The organism is Pseudomonas sp. GW822-FHT05A08 (assembly GCF_058800485.1).
Genome location: NZ_CM179511.1, coordinates 1,109,037 through 1,124,741, shown reverse-complemented (window position 1 = coordinate 1,124,741; position 15,705 = coordinate 1,109,037). Strand labels below are relative to the sequence as shown.

Sequence of the window (15,705 nt, the reverse complement as noted above, 5' to 3'; positions counted from 1 at the left end):
AAAAAGGGTCACGTCGAATGCTTGTGAAACTCATAAATCATTTCGTGACCGGATTTTCAAACCACATGAAACTAACTTTCGCACAGAGACATGCTTTGTCGCGGACAGACAGGTCGTGTCGCGAATAATGAAAATTGGCGAGGGGTATTTTCATCCGCTGTAGCGCAAGGAGCAGAACCCCGTAGCCAGTGGCCACGGGGAGGAATGGCTTTCTGTAGGAGCGAGCTTGCTCGCGATCAAGACCACGCGGTGGGTCAGGCAGGACGCCATCGCGAGCAAGCTCGCTCCTACAGGTGCAGGTTATTTGACGACTTTGCCCACGCCGCGTCCGCGCGGGTCGGAGGCCGTTTCCAGCTGGCGGCCGGTGACCCGGATCGCCTGGATATCGCCCATCTCCCAGCCCTGGTCTTCCAGGGTGTAGCCCAGGGCTTTCAGCTCGTCGGCGACCTTGCCGGTGAGCGGTGCGTAGGCGTCGTAGTAAATAGTGTCCTTGGGCAGCAACTGGTGATGCACGCGCTGCGCGGCCACGGCTTTTTCCAGCGGCAGGTCGAAGTCGTAGAGGTTGTTCAGCACCTGGAAGATCGAGGTGAAGATCCGCGACCCGCCCGGCGTGCCCAGCACCAGGGTGACCTTGCCGTCGCGGGTCACCAGGCTCGGGCTCATGGACGACAGCATGCGCTTGCCCGGCGCGATGGCGTTGGCGTCGCCGCCGACCACGCCAAAGGCGTTGGCCACCCCGGGCTTGGCGCTGAAGTCGTCCATTTCGTCGTTGAGCAGGAAGCCCGCGCCCTTGACCACCACGCCGCTGCCGTAGTCCCAGTTGAGGGTGTAGGTATTGCTCACCGCGTTGCCGTCGGCATCAACGATGGAGAAGTGCGTGGTCTGGTGCCGCTCCAGGCCCGGGCGGACTTTTTCGGTGGGCGAGATGGCCGTCGGGTTGATCTCGGCGGCGCGTTTTTTCAGGTAGGCCGGGTCGGTCAGCTGCTTGACCGGCACCTCGGAGAACGCCGGGTCGCCAAGGTAATCGGCGCGGTCGGCGAACACGCGTTTTTCGATTTCCGCCAGCAGGTGGATGTACTTGGCCGAGTTCAGCTCGACGCCCTTGAAGTCCGCCGTGCGTTCTTCCTTGATGGTCATCAGTTGCGCCAGGGCGACGCCGCCGGAGCTGGGCGGCGGCGCGGTGTACAGGGTGTTGCCGCGCCAGTTGACCTGCAGCGGCTCACGCCAGGCGACCTTGTAGTCCTGCAGGTCCTGCTTGGTGATCAGGCCTTTGTCGGCCTGCATCTGCGCCACCAGCAGGTCGGCGGTCTTGCCCTCGTAGAACTCCTTGGCGCCCTGGTCGGCGATGCGTTCCAGGGTCGCGGCCAGCTCCGGCTGGCGGAAGGTTTCGCCGACTTTCATGCTGCCGAAATAGTCGCCGAAGTTGGTGCTGTCCTTGAACAGCTTCAGCGCATCCTCGCGGTACTGATACTGCTTGTCGGCGACCTTGAAACCGTTTTTCGCATAGCCCACCGCCGGGGTGATCAGTTCGCTCCAGGGCAACTTGCCGAACTTCTTGTGCGCCTCCCACAGGCCCATCACCGTGCCCGGCACCCCGGCGGCGCGCGCGCCGACCAGGCTGAGGTTCTCGATCACCTCGCCTTTGTCATTCAGGTACATGTCGCGGGTCGCGGCCTTGGGCGCGGTTTCGCGGTAGTCGAGGAAGTAGGGTTTTCCGTCGATGAACAGGGTCATGAAACCGCCGCCGCCAATGTTGCCGGCCTCGGGGTAGGTCACCGCCAGGGTGAAGGCGGTGGCGACCGCGGCGTCCACCGCGTTGCCGCCCTTCTTCAGAACCTGCGCCGCGACGTCGGCGCCATACTGGTTCGGCGCGGCGACCGCACCGCCCTCCAGCAACGCGGCGAAGGTCGGCGAGCTGGCGGCGATTGCCACGCTCAGGGCCAGGGTTTTGCACAGCAGGATACGCATGGAGTCCGTCCTTTTTAGTTGTTATCAGGCCAGACGAACCTTAGGCGTATTGGTGCGATTCGAGCAAACGGCAAGCGCAAAACGGCCGCCCGCAGGCAGCCGTTTGTCGTGGATGGATCAGTCAGGTCGCAACCGCGATGGCGCACCGGCAGGCGGCGACAGGAGCCCGGTTCAGCCTTCGAACTGCGGGTTGGCGTACTCGGCCAGCTTGCCCTGGATAAAGTCGAGGAAGCACTGGATGCGCAGGGCCAGCTGCGAGTTGCGGTAGTACACGGCGTTGATCGGCTGGCGATAGCCGCTGTTGAACTGGGCGAGGAGCGGCGTGAGGCGCCCGGCGCGGATGTCGTCGATGGTCATGAAGTGCGACAGGCAGGCGATGCCCTGCCCTGCCAGCGCCAAGTGGCGCACCGTCTCGCCGCTGGAGGCGCTGATGCCCGGCTGGATCGGCCAGCGGTCGCCGTGCACATGGCGCAGCGGCCAGTGGTTGAGGGTTTCGGTCTGGGTGAAGCCCAGCAGGGTATGGTCGCTCAGCTCGGCCACGCTGGCGGGTGTGCCGTGCCGCTTCAGGTAGTCGGGGCTGGCGAGGATGTGCAGCGGGCTGCAACCGAGCGCGCGCGCATGCAGGGTCGAGTCCGCCAGGGTGCCGATGCGGATCGCGATATCGGTGCTCTGCTCCAGCAGGTCGATGATCAGGTCGTTGCTGTTGAGCTCCAGCTGGATGTCCGGGTACAGGCTACGGAATTCGGCGATGTAGGGCACGATGGCATGCAGCATGAACGGCGAGGCGGCGTTGATGCGCAGGCGCCCGGACGGCGTCTGCTGGCGGGACGACAGACGCTCTTCGAGTTCGTCCATCTGGTCGAGGATCAGCTTGGCCTGCTCGAAGAAATACTTGCCCTCCTCGGTCAGGTCCATGCGCCGCGTGGTGCGGTTGATCAGCGTGGTGTCGAGCTTGGCTTCCAGGCGCGACAGGGTGCGGCTGACCGCCGACGGCGTCTGCCCGACCTGCTCGGCCGCCGCGGAAATCGAACCGCACTCGATGACGCAGACGAAGATCTGGAGTTCGTCGGATCTGGCTTTCACGTAAGTCCTCTATCTCGGTTGGGCGCCTGTAGCCGCTGCCGCAGGCTGCGATAAGGCCGAAGGCCTTCAGCGATCTCACGACCTTGCGCCCCCTTCGGTGGCGATCGCAGCCTGCGGCAGCGGCTACATCCTGTGTCAGGCTTGTGGCACGCCACCGATAGTAGCCGGATTTACGCAGGGAGGTTGAACACCGCCTTGAGGTGTTCTTCGTAGCGCTGCACGTCGGCCTCGATGTTCGGGCGCTTCATCACGTCGACGCAGAGGAAAGTCGGCAGGCCGCGCATGCCGAGGAACTGGTTGGCCTTGTGGAACGGGAAGTACACCGCGTCCACACCCTTGGCTTCGAAGAAGTCGGTCGGGTCGTCGAAGGCTTGCTGCGGAGCGTTCCAGGTCAGCGACAGCATGTACTGCTTGTCGTGGATCAGGCCGCCGCTGCCGTACTTCTGCGAGGCATCGGAACGGGTGCGGCCATCGCTGGCGTAGAGGCTGCCGTGGCCCTCGGTGAAGACTTCGTCGATGTACTTTTTCACGATCCACGGCGCGCCCATCCACCAACCCGGCATCTGGTAGACGATCACGTCGGCCCAGAGGAACTTGGCCACTTCTTCCTGGATGTCGTAGCCCTCGTCGATGTGGGTGACTTTGACGTCCACGCCGCCACGGTCCAGCACCGCCACCGCGGCTTCATGCAGGGTCGCGTTATAGCGGCCGTCGGAGTGGGCGAACTTCTTGCCACCGTTGAGCAACAGTACTTTTTTCATGATCCAGCCTCATCAGGAACAACCCTTTGGCGCTGCGCTGCAGGGCCGGGTCGAGAAAATTAAAAAACGATGGGGCGGAGAATATCGTTGAAAGACGATATGAATAAGCGCGATCCAGACAAAAAGCATTTGACCAATACGCACGAATAGACGACGGATTCGTGTCGTAGAATTTTTAAAACTCCCTTTACTCAGGAACGCAGCATGTCCGAACAGCACGGTTTTATCCTTCACGCCAAGACCCGCCCGGAAATGTCCGAGGCCTTCGAGGCGCTGTTTCGCGCCTATGTCGAGCCGAGCCGCGCCGAACCTGGCTGCATCGAATACCACATGCTGCGCGACCAGCAGGACCCGAGCCTGTTCATCTTCTATGAGATCTGGGAATCCCAGGCGCACCTGGACGTGCACTCCAACCTGCCGCACATGAAGGCGTTCTTCGACAAGCGCATGGATTACCTGGAGCGCGACTTCGATATCCGCCGCATCGACATGCTCAGCCCGTCGTCCGCTAGCCGCTGATTAGTAGATGGGCACCAAGCAGCACCAGGCCGCTGAAAAACACCCGCTTGAACAGCACGGCGCTGATGCGCTGGCGCAGTGCCTGGCCCAGCCACATGCCGAGCAGGGCGGGGATCAGGGCCAGCAGCGAGGCGCTGAGTTCGCCGCCGCCCAGGGCGCCGCGCCAGTACAGGCCGGCCGCCAGGGCCAGGGTCGAGACGGTGAACGACAGCCCCAGGGCCTGCACCAGTTCGTCCTTGTACAGCCCCAACGCCTGTAGATAAGGCACCGCCGGAATCACGAACACCCCGGTGGCCGAGGTGATGACGCCCGTCACCAGGCCACAGGCCGGGCCCAGCCAGGCTTCCGTTGTCGGCCGCAGCCGCAGGGTCGGCAGCAACAACCCGCTCAGGGCATAGAGCAGTAACGCCGCCCCCAGCGCCCGCACCACCCAATGCCCACCGTCGATGCCCAGCCACAGGCTGCCCAGGCCAGTGCCGATGAATATCGCCAGCAGCAGCGGCCACAAGCGCTTGAGCAACGTCCACAGATGCCCACCGAATGCCAGCTGCCAGACATTGGTCAGGGTCGCCGGGATGATCAACAGCGCCGCAGCCTGCGTTGGCGCCATAGCCAGGCCGAGCAGGCCCATGGCAATGGTCGGCAGGCCGAGGCCGATCACGCCCTTGATCATGCCGGCCAGGACAAAGGTGCCGATCACCAGCAAGGACAGGATCAAACCGAGGTTCTGGTAAAACGCGAGGGAAGTGTTCATGGCGCTATCCTGCGCCCGCGGCGGTGGGCTGAAAATCTGCCATATACTGAGGCAGCCTCTTGTTTGGCGAGAGGCTGTAGATTTTCAGTGGCTGTGATGGCCGCACAGCGGCGTTATCAAGGACACCCCCCATGCACTTCGACCTGACCGACCTGCGCCTGTACTTGAACATCCTCGACGCCGGCAATATCACCGCCGGCGCCAGCCGCAGCCATTTGTCCCTGGCCGCGGCCAGCGCACGAATCCGCGCCATGGAAGCATCCCTGGGCACCGAGTTCCTGCAGCGCGGCCGCCGAGGCGTGAGCCCGACGCCCGCCGGCAAGGCCCTGGCCCAGCACGCACGCGGCCTGCTGCAACAGGCCGAGCACCTGAGCCAGGACCTGGCCGAATATGCCCGGGGCGTCAAAGGCCAGGTGCGCCTGTTGTGCAACACCACGGCGATCACCGAATACCTGCCGGAGCCGCTGGCGGACTTTCTCTGCGCCCACCCCAACCTCGACATCGACCTGCAGGAGCTGCCCAGCCAGCGCATCACCCACGCCCTGCGCCAGGGCGCGGCGGACCTGGGGATAGTCTCCGACGCGGTGGATACCCAGGACCTGCAGACCCTGGCGTTTCGCGACGACCCGCTGGTGCTGGTCCTGCCCGCCCACCACACGCTGGCGGACGGTCGGGCGGTGAGTTTCAGCGACAGCCTGCACCACGACTATGTCGGCCTCGCCGCCCACAGCGCCCTGGCCGTGTACCTGGAAGAACAGGCCTTGCACCTGGGGCTGCGGATGGCGATCCGCATCCGCGCCGACGGCTTCGACGGGGTGATGCGCATGGTCGCCCGGGGCGCCGGATTGGCGGTGGTGCCCCGCGCCGCCATCGAACGCCGGGGGCCGGATGCATCGCTCAAGGTGCTGCCGCTGGTGGAGGCCTGGGCGCAACGCAAGTTGCTGCTCTGCGCCCGCGACTTCAACGCCCTGCCGCCCTACGCCAAGGCCCTCCTGGAAGCGCTGGGACACCTGTAGGAGCAGCCGGTCGACGCTCGATTGCTCGCGAATAGCGTTCGTCGCAACGCTGCGGTAAATGGCCGCTGCGCGGATCGCGAGCAAGCTTCGCTCCTACAGGTTTGGGATCAGACCTTGGACGGGTTCAGCTCGGCGGCGGCCCGGGTTTTTCTGAAGCAGGCGAAGTAGACCGCCGTCAGGATCAGCAGGAACGGCACGCCGAACACCAGGGTCATCTTGAAGGCCTCGGTGAAGTAGGTGGTGATCATCACCGCGCCCATCAGCACCAGGCCCAGCAACGTGCTCCAGGGGAACAGGCGCATGCGGAACGACAGCTGTTGCTCGCCATGGCGCTGGTGGTAGCGGCGGAAGCAGTAGTGCGTGAGGAAGATCATGAACCAGGTGAAGATCGCGCCGAACATCGAGATCGCCATCATCAGGGTGAACGAGCTTTCCGGGTACAGCACGTTGATCAGGGTCGCCAGGCCGATGCCCGAGCTGGACAGCAGCAAGGCGTTCAACGGGATGCCGCTCTTGCTCAGGGCGCCCATGGACTTGGGCGCATAACCGCCGCGGGACAGGCTGAACATCATGCGCGTGGTGATGTACAGCTGGCTGTTCATCGCCGACAGCGCGGCGATCAGGATCACGAAGTTCATCACCCCGGTGGCGCCGGGAATGCCGATGGTCTGCATCACCGTGACGAACGGGCTCTGCGCCTTGCCGGCCTGGACCCAGGGCACGATGGCCAGCATCAGCGCCAGGGTCAGCAGGTAGAACACCACCAGCCGCACCATGGTCGCGCGAAAGGCCTTTTTCACCGCCCGCTGCGGATCCTCGGCTTCGCCGGCGGCCACCGCGATCATCTCCACGCTCAGGTAGCTGAAGATCGAGACGATCACCGCGACCCACATGCCCTGCACACCGTGGGGGAAAAAGCCGCCGTGGGCGGTGTAATTGTGCAGGCCGTAGTCGGCATTGCCGGAGCCGAACACCACGTACACCGCGAGGATGATGAAGCCGACGATGGCGGCGATCTTGATGGTGGAGAACCAGTACTCGAAATTGCCGAAGGTTTTCACGCTGATGGCGTTGAGCAGGATCAGCACGCTGGAGAACGAGACGATCCACACCCATTCCGGCACGTGGGCGAACCAGTACTTCATGTACATGGCGATGGCCGTGACCTCGGCGCCGACCGCCAGCACGATGGCCGCCCAATAGGCGTAGCGCACCAGGAACCCGGCCAGCGGGCTGATGTAGAACTCGGCGTAGGCGCCGAAGGAGCCGGAGGTGGAATGGGCCACGGTCATTTCCGCCAGGCAGCCCATCAGCAGCAGAGTGATCAGCGCGCCGATGGCGTAGCTGAGCAGCACGCTGGGCCCGGCGTAACCGATGGCGTAGGCGCTGCCCATGAACAGGCCGGTGCCAATCGCCCCGCCGATGGCGATCATGCTCATCTGCCCGGCTGTGAGCTGGCGGCGCAAGCCCTGTTCACGATTGGAAATCGCTGCAAAACCCTTGTTGGTCGTGGTCACGTTTGTGAGCCTCTTTTATTGTTATTTGCACACGGAATGGCTTGGCTTGTAGCCGCTGGCGCAGCCTGCGATCGGCGACGAAGTCGTCGTGAAACCGGGCAACGCGGTGTTTCGGTTACACCGCGTGCACCGGTCTTACGCCTGCTGCGCCCGAACGCGGACCGAGCCGATCGCAGCCTGCGGCAGCGGCCACAGGGGGGGTGTTTCAGGTCACGCTGTGGCGGATCTGGAACTGCGGCTGGGCCCAGGTTTTTTCATCTAGGATTTCACCGAGGATCTGCACCGCGTCCCAGACTTCGCTGAAGCGGGTGTACAGCGGCGTGAAGCCGAAGCGCATGATCCGCGGTTCGCGGTAATCACCGATCACGCCCCGGGCGATCAGGGCCTGGATCACCGCATAACCTTCGGGGTGTTCGAAGCTGACATGGCTGCCGCGCTTGTCGTGTTCGCGCGGGGTGACCAGCTTCAGGCCATGGGCCGCGCAGCGCTGTTCCACCCGTTCGATGAACAGGTCGGTCAGGGCCAGGGACTTGCGCCGCAGGCTGGCCATGTCGGTCTGCTCGAAAATCTCCAGGCCGCACTCGACCATGGCCAGCGACGTGATCGGCTGGGTGCCGCACAGGTAGCGGGCGATGCCGCTGCTCGGCTGATATTGCACGTCCATGTCGAACTGCCGCGCATGGCCGAACCAGCCGGACAGCGGCTGCCTGACCAGATCGCAGACGGCCGGCGAGACCCAGGCGAAGGCTTGCGAGCCCGGGCCGCCGTTGAGGTATTTGTAGGTGCAGCCGATGGCGTAGTCGGCGCCGGCCTGCTTCAGGTCCACCGGCACCGCGCCGGCGGAGTGGGCCAGGTCCCACAGGCTCAGCGCGCCGCATTCGTGGGTCAGCGCGGTTACCGCCTGCATGTCGTGCATGTAGCCGGTCTTGTAGTTGACGTGGGTCAGCATGACCACCGCGGTGTCTTCGCCAATGGCCTGGGGCAGCGCCTCGGGGCTGTCCACCAGGCGCAGGGAATAGCCCTGCTGCAGCATCTCGGTCAGGCCTTCGGCGATGTACAGGTCGCTGGGAAAGTTGCTGCTCTCGCTGACGATCACCCGCCGCTGCGGCGCCTTGAGCGCCTGCACCCGCAAGGCGGCGCTGAGCACCTTGAACAGGTTGACCGAGGTGGTGTCGGTGATCACCACTTCGTTGGCATCGGCGCCGATCAGTTTGGCCAGGCGGTCGCCCAGGCGCTGCGACAGGTCGCGCCAGCCGGCAGTGTTCCAGCTGCGGATCAGGCCATTGCCCCATTCCTCGGCAATCACCTGTTGCGCCCGTTGCAGGGCCGCGACCGGGCGGGCGCCGAGGGAGTTGCCGTCGAGATAGATCACCCCGTCGGGCAGCGCGAACTGGTTGCGCAGCGGTGCCAGCGGGTCCTGTGCGTCGAGGGTCAGGCAGTGGTTTCTTGTTGTCATGGGAAGTCCTGTTTTCACTAAGGCATGCGGCGGCACACGCCATGCCAGGGGCGGCATCGGCGGCTGCGCGGTGAAGAAATAATGAACGAAGCCCTGGAGAATTTTCGTGCAAAATGCGCTATGAGAGCGGCACAGTCTCGAAGATTATTCGACTACAACTTAAAAAAACGCGGATAAATGCCAACCATGATTCTCGACTCTACAGACCTGCGAATCCTGCACTTCCTGCAACAGGACGGCCGTATCAGCAACCAGGAGCTGGCGGAGAAAGTCGCCCTCTCGCCCTCGGCCTGCCTGCGTCGCCTGCGCCTGCTGGAGGGCGAAGGCATCATCAGCGGCTATCGCGCGGTACTGAATGCCGAGCGTTTGGGGATCGAGCTGGAGGCCATCGTTCATGTGTCGCTGCGCCAGGACGTGGCGGACTGGCACGAGACCTTTATCAAGAAGGTCCAGCAGTGGCCGGAAGTGGTGACCGCCTATGTGGTCACCGGCGCCAGCAACTATGTGCTGCGGGTCCAGGCGCGCAACCTCAAGCACTTCTCGGATTTCATCGTCAATCACCTGAACCGCACGTCCGGGGTCACCGACATCCGCTCGGAAATCGTCTTGCAGAAAATCAAGGAACAGGACGGCCTGCTGGACCTGGTGCTGCGCAAGTAGGCTTGCCTAGAAACCACCCAGGCGCCGCGCGTCGTGGCGCTGCAGGGTGACGCTGGGCGACTCGCCGAACAGCTTGCGGTATTCGGCGGAGAACCGCCCCAGATGGCTGAAGCCCCAGCCCAGGGCGATCTCGGAAATGGTCCGCGCCGAGCCGTGTTCGAGGATCTCCTGGCGCACCGCGTTGAGCCGGTACTTCTTCAGGTAGACCATCGGCGACAGGGCGAAATACTTCTTGAAGGCCTCGAACAGCTTGAAGCGCGAAACCCCGGCGGCGGCTTCCAGGTCTTCCAGGCCCAGCGGTTCGCGGGCGTTGGCGTGAATGTACTGGCGGGCGCGGACCAGGTAGTGGGGCAACTTGACCTCCAGCACCTCGCGCAGCTCCGCCGAGTAGTTGTTCGGCTGGGCCAGGATCAGGCCCTTGATCAAGGAGCTTTCCAGGTCCCGGGTGAAGGCCAGCTGTTCGTACAGCTCGCTGCTGCGCTCCAGCTCGGCGATGAAATAGCGCGCCATGCGCCACCAGGACGCCGACGCCCCCTCCACCGCATCCATCACCGCCTCGAAGCGCAGCGGCGCTTGCGGCGGGCGTTGCAGCAAGGCTTCGAGGGCCTCGCTCATGGCCGCCCGGGTAATCACCACCTGGACTTTGCGGCAGTCGCCGGAGATCGCCAGCATCTGGCTTTCATTGGGCGCGATGATCACCCCCTGGTCGCGGTTGGAACGCAGCAGCCGGCCGTCCTTGCTCAGTTCCTGATCACCGCTCAGCGGCAGGCTCAGGCTGTAGCTGCTGAAGCGCTCGGCGTCTTCGATATCGATGGTGACGTCGGTGCCGTATTCGATGGTGCCCAGGGTCGTGGCCCGCGACTTGAACACGTTGGCGCTGTGGTGAAAGCGGATGCGCTCGGGGGTCGCGGTCTCGAGCCGATGCGGCCCGCAAATGCCAGACATCCAGCTTCTCGCCCCCTCGAGGTCGAAGCGATCGATACGAATATCGCGAAACTGCGAATCAGCCTTGCTATTCATCACGGCGCACCCACGGCAATATTTTTTTTGCGCGCTCTGACGGCGCGTCTGGCTTGAAGTACTGGCTTGCTTGCAACAGCCGACAGCAAGTTTTGCGCCACCGCCCGGCACTGCCAACCGACTGGATAGCAATCGCCGACTAAGTGGATAGAACCCGTCCACCCGGTGCGCAAAACCCACGCAAGACTGCGCCAAACAGTAGCTCATCGCGACATCGCGGTGCAGCCGTTGATCGCCTGGGGCGCAGGCCCTGGGTATTTCCACCACACCTCCAGCCCATGTAGCCGCTGTAGCCGCTGTAGCCGCTGCCGCAGGCTGCGATCGACGACGCAGTCGTCGCAAGACCTGAGCCCGCGATCCTCCTGAAACACCGCGATACCTGGTTTGCGCCTGCTGCGCCCGAACGCGGACCGAGCCGATCGCAGCCTGCGGCAGCGGCTACAGATGAGCGTGGCCATGCAATTTTGTGGATGGCCTTGGCCGACTAAGCGGATAGCCACCTCTGCCCCGCACTCTCTCTAATGCATGCACCGATTGGCCTGAACAAGAAAGGTACTCACTCATGAGTGGTGCAAGAAACACAGAACAATGGAAAAGCTTCATCGACGGCTGCCTGGATTTTCGTCCGGACGACGGCGTATTCCGCATCGCCCGGGACATGTTCACCGAGCCCGAGCTGTTCGACCTGGAGATGGAACTGATCTTCGAGAAGAACTGGATCTACGCCTGCCACGAAAGCGAGCTGGCCAACAACCACGACTTCGTCACTATGCGCGCCGGGCGCCAGCCGATGATCATCACCCGCGACGGCGAAGGCCGGCTCAATGCGCTGATCAACGCCTGCCAGCACCGCGGCACCACCCTGACCCGGGTCGGCAAGGGCAACCAGTCCACCTTCACCTGTCCGTTCCATGCCTGGTGCTACAAGAGCGACGGGCGCCTGGTGAAGGTCAAGGCGCCGGGGGAATACCCCGAAGGCTTCGACAAGGCCACCCGCGGCCTGAAGAAGGCCCGCATCGACAGCTACAAGGGCTTCGTCTTCATCAGCCTCGACGTCCACGCCGACAACTCCCTGGAAGACTTCCTCGGCGACGCCAAGGTGTTCTTCGACATGATGGTCGCCCAGTCGCCCACCGGTGAGCTGGAAGTCCTGCCCGGCAAGTCCGCCTACACCTATGACGGCAACTGGAAACTGCAGAACGAAAACGGCCTCGACGGTTATCACGTGAGCACCGTGCACTACAACTACGTGGCCACGGTGCAACACCGCCAGCAGGTCAACAGCGAGAACGGCGGCGCCAGCGCCACCCTCGACTACAGCAAGCTCGGCGCCGGCGACGCCAACACCGACGACGGCTGGTTCGCCTTCAACAACGGCCACAGCGTGCTGTTCAGCGACATGCCCAACCCTGCGGTGCGCTCCGGCTACGCCACCATCATGCCGCGGCTGGTGGAGGAGTACGGCCAGGAAAAGGCCGAATGGATGATGCACCGCCTGCGCAACCTCAACGTCTACCCGAGCCTGTTCTTCCTCGACCAGATCAGCTCGCAGCTGCGGATCATCCGCCCGCTGGCCTGGAACAAGACCGAGATCATCAGCCAGTGCATCGGGGTCAAGGGCGAGTCCGACTCCGACCGGGAAAACCGCATCCGCCAGTTCGAGGACTTCTTCAACGTCTCGGGCATGGGCACCCCCGACGACCTGGTGGAGTTCCGCGAAGCCCAGCGCGGTTTCCAGGGCCGCCTGGAACGCTGGAGCGATATCTCCCGCGGCAGCCACCGCTGGGAAACCAGGCCGACCCGCAACAGCGAGGCCATCGGCATCCAGCCGGCCATGACCGGTACTGAGTTCACCCACGAAGGGCTGTACGTCAACCAGCACCGCAACTGGCAGAAATTCCTCCTCGACGGGCTGGCCCGGCAATCCCTGAAACTGCGTGAGGTGTGAACATGAGTGCGCAACTGCAATACCGTATCGAGCAGTTTTTCTACCGCAAGTCCGAGCTGTGCGACGCCCAGGACTGGGATGCCTACCTCGAACTCTTCGACCCGCAGAGCGAGTTCCACCTGCCGCAGTGGGACTCCGAGCATGTCTACACCACCGACCCGAAACGCGGCATGTCGCTGATCTACTACGCCAACCGCTCGGGCCTGGAAGACCGGGTGTTCCGCCTGCGTACCGGCAAGGCCGCCTCGACCATTCCGATGCCGCGCACCCTGCACAACATCAGCAACGTGCGGATCGCCGAGTTGGCCGACGGCAGCCTGCAAGTGCGGCTGAACTGGCACACGCTGTTCTATCGCCTGGCCACCGCCGAGCAGTTCTTCGGCCATGCCACCTACAACCTCAAGGCCCACGGCGACAGCTGGCTGATCACTCGCAAGCATGTGCTGCTGCTCAACGACACCATCAATTCGGTGCTCGATTTCTACCACCTCTGACGGAGACCGGGCATGAATCACAAGGTCGCGTTCAGCTTTGCCGACGGCAAGACGCTGTTCTTCCCTGTAAACGCCAACGAAATACTGCTCGACGCCGCCCTGCGCAACGGCATCAAGATCCCCCTCGACTGCCGCGAGGGCGTCTGCGGCACCTGCCAGGGCCGCTGCGAATCGGGCAACTACAGCCAGGACTACGTGGACGAGGAAGCGCTCTCCAGCGCCGACCTGGAGCAGCGCAAGATGCTCAGTTGCCAGACCCGGGTGCAGTCCGATGCCACCTTCTACTTCGACTTCGATTCCAGCCTGTGCAGCGCCGCGGGGCCTGCACAGCTGGGCGCCACAGTCAGCGCAGTGCGCCAGGTCTCCGACAGCACGGCGATCCTGCAACTGCAGCTCGACGAGGGTCAGGCGGCGCTGGACTTCCTGCCGGGGCAATACGCCCGGCTGTCGGTCCCCGGCACCTCGAGCAAACGCTCCTACTCGTTCGCCAACCGCTCGGGCAGCCAGCAGCTGCAATTCCTCCTGCGCCTGCTGCCCGACGGGGCAATGAGCAATTACCTCCGCGAACGCTGCCAGGTCGGCGACCGCATCGAGCTGGAGGCGCCGCTGGGCGCCTTCTACCTGCGCCATATCGTCCGGCCGCTGGTGCTGGTGGCCGGCGGCACCGGGCTGTCGGCGCTGCTGGCCATGCTCGAGCAACTGGTCGCCGACGGCTGTACCCAGCCGGTGCACCTGTACTACGGGGTGCGCAACGTCGCCGACCTGTGCGAAACCGCGCGTATCGAGGCTTATGCCGGCCAACTGCCGGGCTTTCGCTACACTCCGGTGATCAGCGAGCCGACGGCGGACTGGCCGGGCAAGCGCGGTTATATCGCCGAGCATTTCGATTGCAGCGAACTGCGCGATGCTCCGGTGGACATGTACGTCTGCGGACCGCCACCGATGGTCGAGTCGATCAAGAACTGGTTGCAAGATCAGCAACTTGAGAGCGTTCAGCTGTATTACGAGAAGTTCACCGAGAGTAATATCTGATCCGTCCGCCGTCAGCCGCGATCTGGCCGCGAATACGGACAGATCCGATAACAATGAGAAGAGAGCGTGATTAGTGGATGACATCCTGAAACCCGGCGAACTCAAGCGTGGCTTGAAGAACCGCCATATTCAGCTGATTGCCCTGGGCGGGGCGATCGGCACCGGACTGTTCCTGGGCTCCGCCGGCGTGCTCAAGTCCGCCGGCCCTTCGATGATCCTCGGTTATGCGATAGCCGGGTTCATCGCCTTCCTGATCATGCGCCAGCTCGGCGAAATGATCGTCGAGGAACCGGTGGCCGGGTCCTTCAGCCACTTCGCGCACAAATACTGGGGCGGTTACTTCGGCTTTCTCGCCGGCTGGAATTACTGGGTGCTGTACGTGCTGGTGGGCATGGCCGAACTCACGGCCGTGGGCAAGTACGTGCAGTTCTGGTGGCCGGAAATCCCGTCCTGGGTCAGCGCGGCGGTGTTCTTCGTACTGGTCAACCTGATCAACATGATGAACGTGAAGTTCTTCGGCGAAGCCGAGTTCTGGTTCGCCATCATCAAGGTGGTGGCCATCATCGGCATGATTGCCCTGGGCTGCTACATGCTGGCCAGCGGCAGCGGCGGCCCGCAGGCGGCGGTGAGCAACCTGTGGAGCCACGGCGGGTTCTTCCCCAATGGCGGCACCGGCCTGCTGATGGCCATGGCCTTCATCATGTTTTCCTTCGGCGGCCTGGAACTGGTGGGCATCACCGCCGCCGAGGCCAGCGAGCCACGCAAAGTGATCCCCAAGGCGATCAACCAGGTGGTGTACCGGGTGCTGATCTTCTACGTCGGTGCCCTCACCGTGCTGCTGTCGCTGTACCCCTGGGACCAGTTGCTGCAGACCCTCAACGCTTCCGGCGACTCCTACAGCGGCAGCCCGTTCGTGCAGATCTTTGCCCTGATCGGCAGCGACACCGCCGCGCACATCCTCAACTTCGTGGTCCTGACCGCGGCGCTGTCGGTGTACAACAGCGGCGTGTACTGCAACAGCCGCATGCTCTACGGCCTGGCCGAACAGGGCGACGCGCCCAAGGCGATGATGAAGCTGAACAAACAGGGCGTGCCGCTGCTGGCCCTGGGCGTTTCGGCGCTGATCACCTTGCTTTGCGTGGTGGTCAACTACCTGGCGCCGCAAGAAGCCCTGGAGTTGCTGATGGCGCTGGTCGTTGCGTCCCTGATGATCAACTGGGCGCTGATCAGCCTGACCCACCTGAAGTTCCGCAAGTCCATGGGCCAGCAAGGCATAGTGCCGTCGTTCAAGACCTTCTGGTTTCCGTTCAGCAACTACCTGTGCCTGGCTTTCATGCTGATGATCGTCAGCGTGATGCTGATGATTCCCGGCATACGGGTGTCGGTCTACGCCATCCCGGTGTGGGTTGCGCTGATCTGGGTGTTCTACCGTCTGCGGGTGGCCAGGTCCGGCGCTCGCGCGGTGGCCTGACGTCTG

General features: G+C 63.6%; 14 protein-coding genes. 7 read left to right on the top strand and 7 right to left on the bottom strand.

Annotation, left to right across the window (positions count from 1 at the left end; all coding sequences use genetic code 11):
* Nucleotides 1-300: 300 nt before the first annotated feature.
* From ggt to mdaB, 3 genes are all read right to left on the bottom strand, one after another.
* Nucleotides 301-1,968: a gamma-glutamyltransferase gene (gene ggt / locus AC3RCP_RS05020; protein ID WP_492569150.1), complete on the bottom strand. Its 1,668-nt coding sequence runs from the start codon at nucleotides 1,966-1,968 to the stop codon at nucleotides 301-303.
* A gap of 171 nt (nucleotides 1,969-2,139) precedes the next feature.
* Nucleotides 2,140-3,051: a LysR family transcriptional regulator gene (locus AC3RCP_RS05015; RefSeq protein WP_087092562.1), complete on the bottom strand. Its 912-nt coding sequence runs from the start codon at nucleotides 3,049-3,051 to the stop codon at nucleotides 2,140-2,142.
* Nucleotides 3,052-3,221: 170 nt separating this feature from the next.
* Nucleotides 3,222-3,812 carry an NADPH:quinone oxidoreductase MdaB gene (gene mdaB / locus AC3RCP_RS05010; RefSeq protein WP_007927414.1) on the bottom strand — a complete coding sequence of 197 codons (591 nt, stop codon included), beginning with the start codon at nucleotides 3,810-3,812 and terminating at the stop codon, nucleotides 3,222-3,224.
* A 204-nt stretch (nucleotides 3,813-4,016) separates the two neighbouring features.
* Between mdaB and AC3RCP_RS05005 the strand changes: the two genes are divergently transcribed.
* Complete coding sequence (locus AC3RCP_RS05005) at nucleotides 4,017-4,331, top strand: putative quinol monooxygenase (protein ID WP_016704181.1); 315 nt, start codon at nucleotides 4,017-4,019, stop codon at nucleotides 4,329-4,331.
* Here AC3RCP_RS05005 and AC3RCP_RS05000 read toward each other — a convergent pair.
* Nucleotides 4,321-5,085, bottom strand: coding sequence for a sulfite exporter TauE/SafE family protein (locus AC3RCP_RS05000; protein ID WP_492569148.1), 765 nt, complete (start codon nucleotides 5,083-5,085; stop codon nucleotides 4,321-4,323). The genes AC3RCP_RS05005 and AC3RCP_RS05000 overlap by 11 nt on opposite strands.
* A 131-nt stretch (nucleotides 5,086-5,216) precedes the next feature.
* Between AC3RCP_RS05000 and AC3RCP_RS04995 the strand changes: the two genes are divergently transcribed.
* Nucleotides 5,217-6,101, top strand: a complete 885-nt coding sequence (locus AC3RCP_RS04995) for a LysR family transcriptional regulator (RefSeq protein ID WP_492569147.1) — start codon at nucleotides 5,217-5,219, stop codon at nucleotides 6,099-6,101.
* Between the two features lie 107 nt (nucleotides 6,102-6,208).
* Here AC3RCP_RS04995 and AC3RCP_RS04990 read toward each other — a convergent pair whose 3' ends face one another.
* Nucleotides 6,209-7,618 carry an amino acid permease gene (locus AC3RCP_RS04990; RefSeq protein ID WP_101336771.1) on the bottom strand — a complete coding sequence of 470 codons (1,410 nt, stop codon included), beginning with the start codon at nucleotides 7,616-7,618 and terminating at the stop codon, nucleotides 6,209-6,211.
* Between the two features lie 205 nt (nucleotides 7,619-7,823).
* Nucleotides 7,824-9,074 (bottom strand): kynureninase, encoded by a 1,251-nt coding sequence (kynU, locus tag AC3RCP_RS04985; protein WP_101336770.1) that lies wholly within the window; start codon nucleotides 9,072-9,074, stop codon nucleotides 7,824-7,826.
* A 186-nt stretch (nucleotides 9,075-9,260) separates the two neighbouring features.
* Here kynU and AC3RCP_RS04980 point away from each other — a divergent pair, with 186 nt between their 5' ends.
* The gene (locus AC3RCP_RS04980; RefSeq protein ID WP_007927404.1) at nucleotides 9,261-9,734 is read left to right on the top strand and encodes an Lrp/AsnC family transcriptional regulator; all 474 of its coding nucleotides are present in this window, start codon (nucleotides 9,261-9,263) and stop codon (nucleotides 9,732-9,734) included.
* Between the two features lie 6 nt (nucleotides 9,735-9,740).
* On the opposite strand, the gene AC3RCP_RS04975 is transcribed toward AC3RCP_RS04980, so the two are convergent.
* On the bottom strand, nucleotides 9,741-10,754 hold the full coding sequence (locus AC3RCP_RS04975) for an AraC family transcriptional regulator (RefSeq protein WP_492569145.1): 1,014 nt from the start codon (nucleotides 10,752-10,754) through the stop codon (nucleotides 9,741-9,743).
* Between the two features lie 562 nt (nucleotides 10,755-11,316).
* Here AC3RCP_RS04975 and antA point away from each other — a divergent pair.
* The 4 genes from antA to AC3RCP_RS04955 all read left to right on the top strand — a co-directional run bounded on the left by antA (nucleotide 11,317) and on the right by AC3RCP_RS04955 (nucleotide 15,699).
* Nucleotides 11,317-12,702, top strand: coding sequence for an anthranilate 1,2-dioxygenase large subunit (gene antA / locus AC3RCP_RS04970; RefSeq protein ID WP_492569144.1), 1,386 nt, complete (start codon nucleotides 11,317-11,319; stop codon nucleotides 12,700-12,702).
* Nucleotides 12,703-12,704: 2 nt separating this feature from the next.
* A complete protein-coding gene (antB, locus tag AC3RCP_RS04965; protein WP_101336768.1) occupies nucleotides 12,705-13,196 on the top strand; it encodes an anthranilate 1,2-dioxygenase small subunit in 492 nt (163 codons plus the stop codon).
* Between the two features lie 12 nt (nucleotides 13,197-13,208).
* Nucleotides 13,209-14,228 carry an anthranilate 1,2-dioxygenase electron transfer component AntC gene (gene antC / locus AC3RCP_RS04960; protein ID WP_101336767.1) on the top strand — a complete coding sequence of 340 codons (1,020 nt, stop codon included), beginning with the start codon at nucleotides 13,209-13,211 and terminating at the stop codon, nucleotides 14,226-14,228.
* A gap of 73 nt (nucleotides 14,229-14,301) precedes the next feature.
* Nucleotides 14,302-15,699 carry an amino acid permease gene (locus AC3RCP_RS04955; protein ID WP_087092573.1) on the top strand — a complete coding sequence of 466 codons (1,398 nt, stop codon included), beginning with the start codon at nucleotides 14,302-14,304 and terminating at the stop codon, nucleotides 15,697-15,699.
* Nucleotides 15,700-15,705 lie beyond the last annotated feature (6 nt).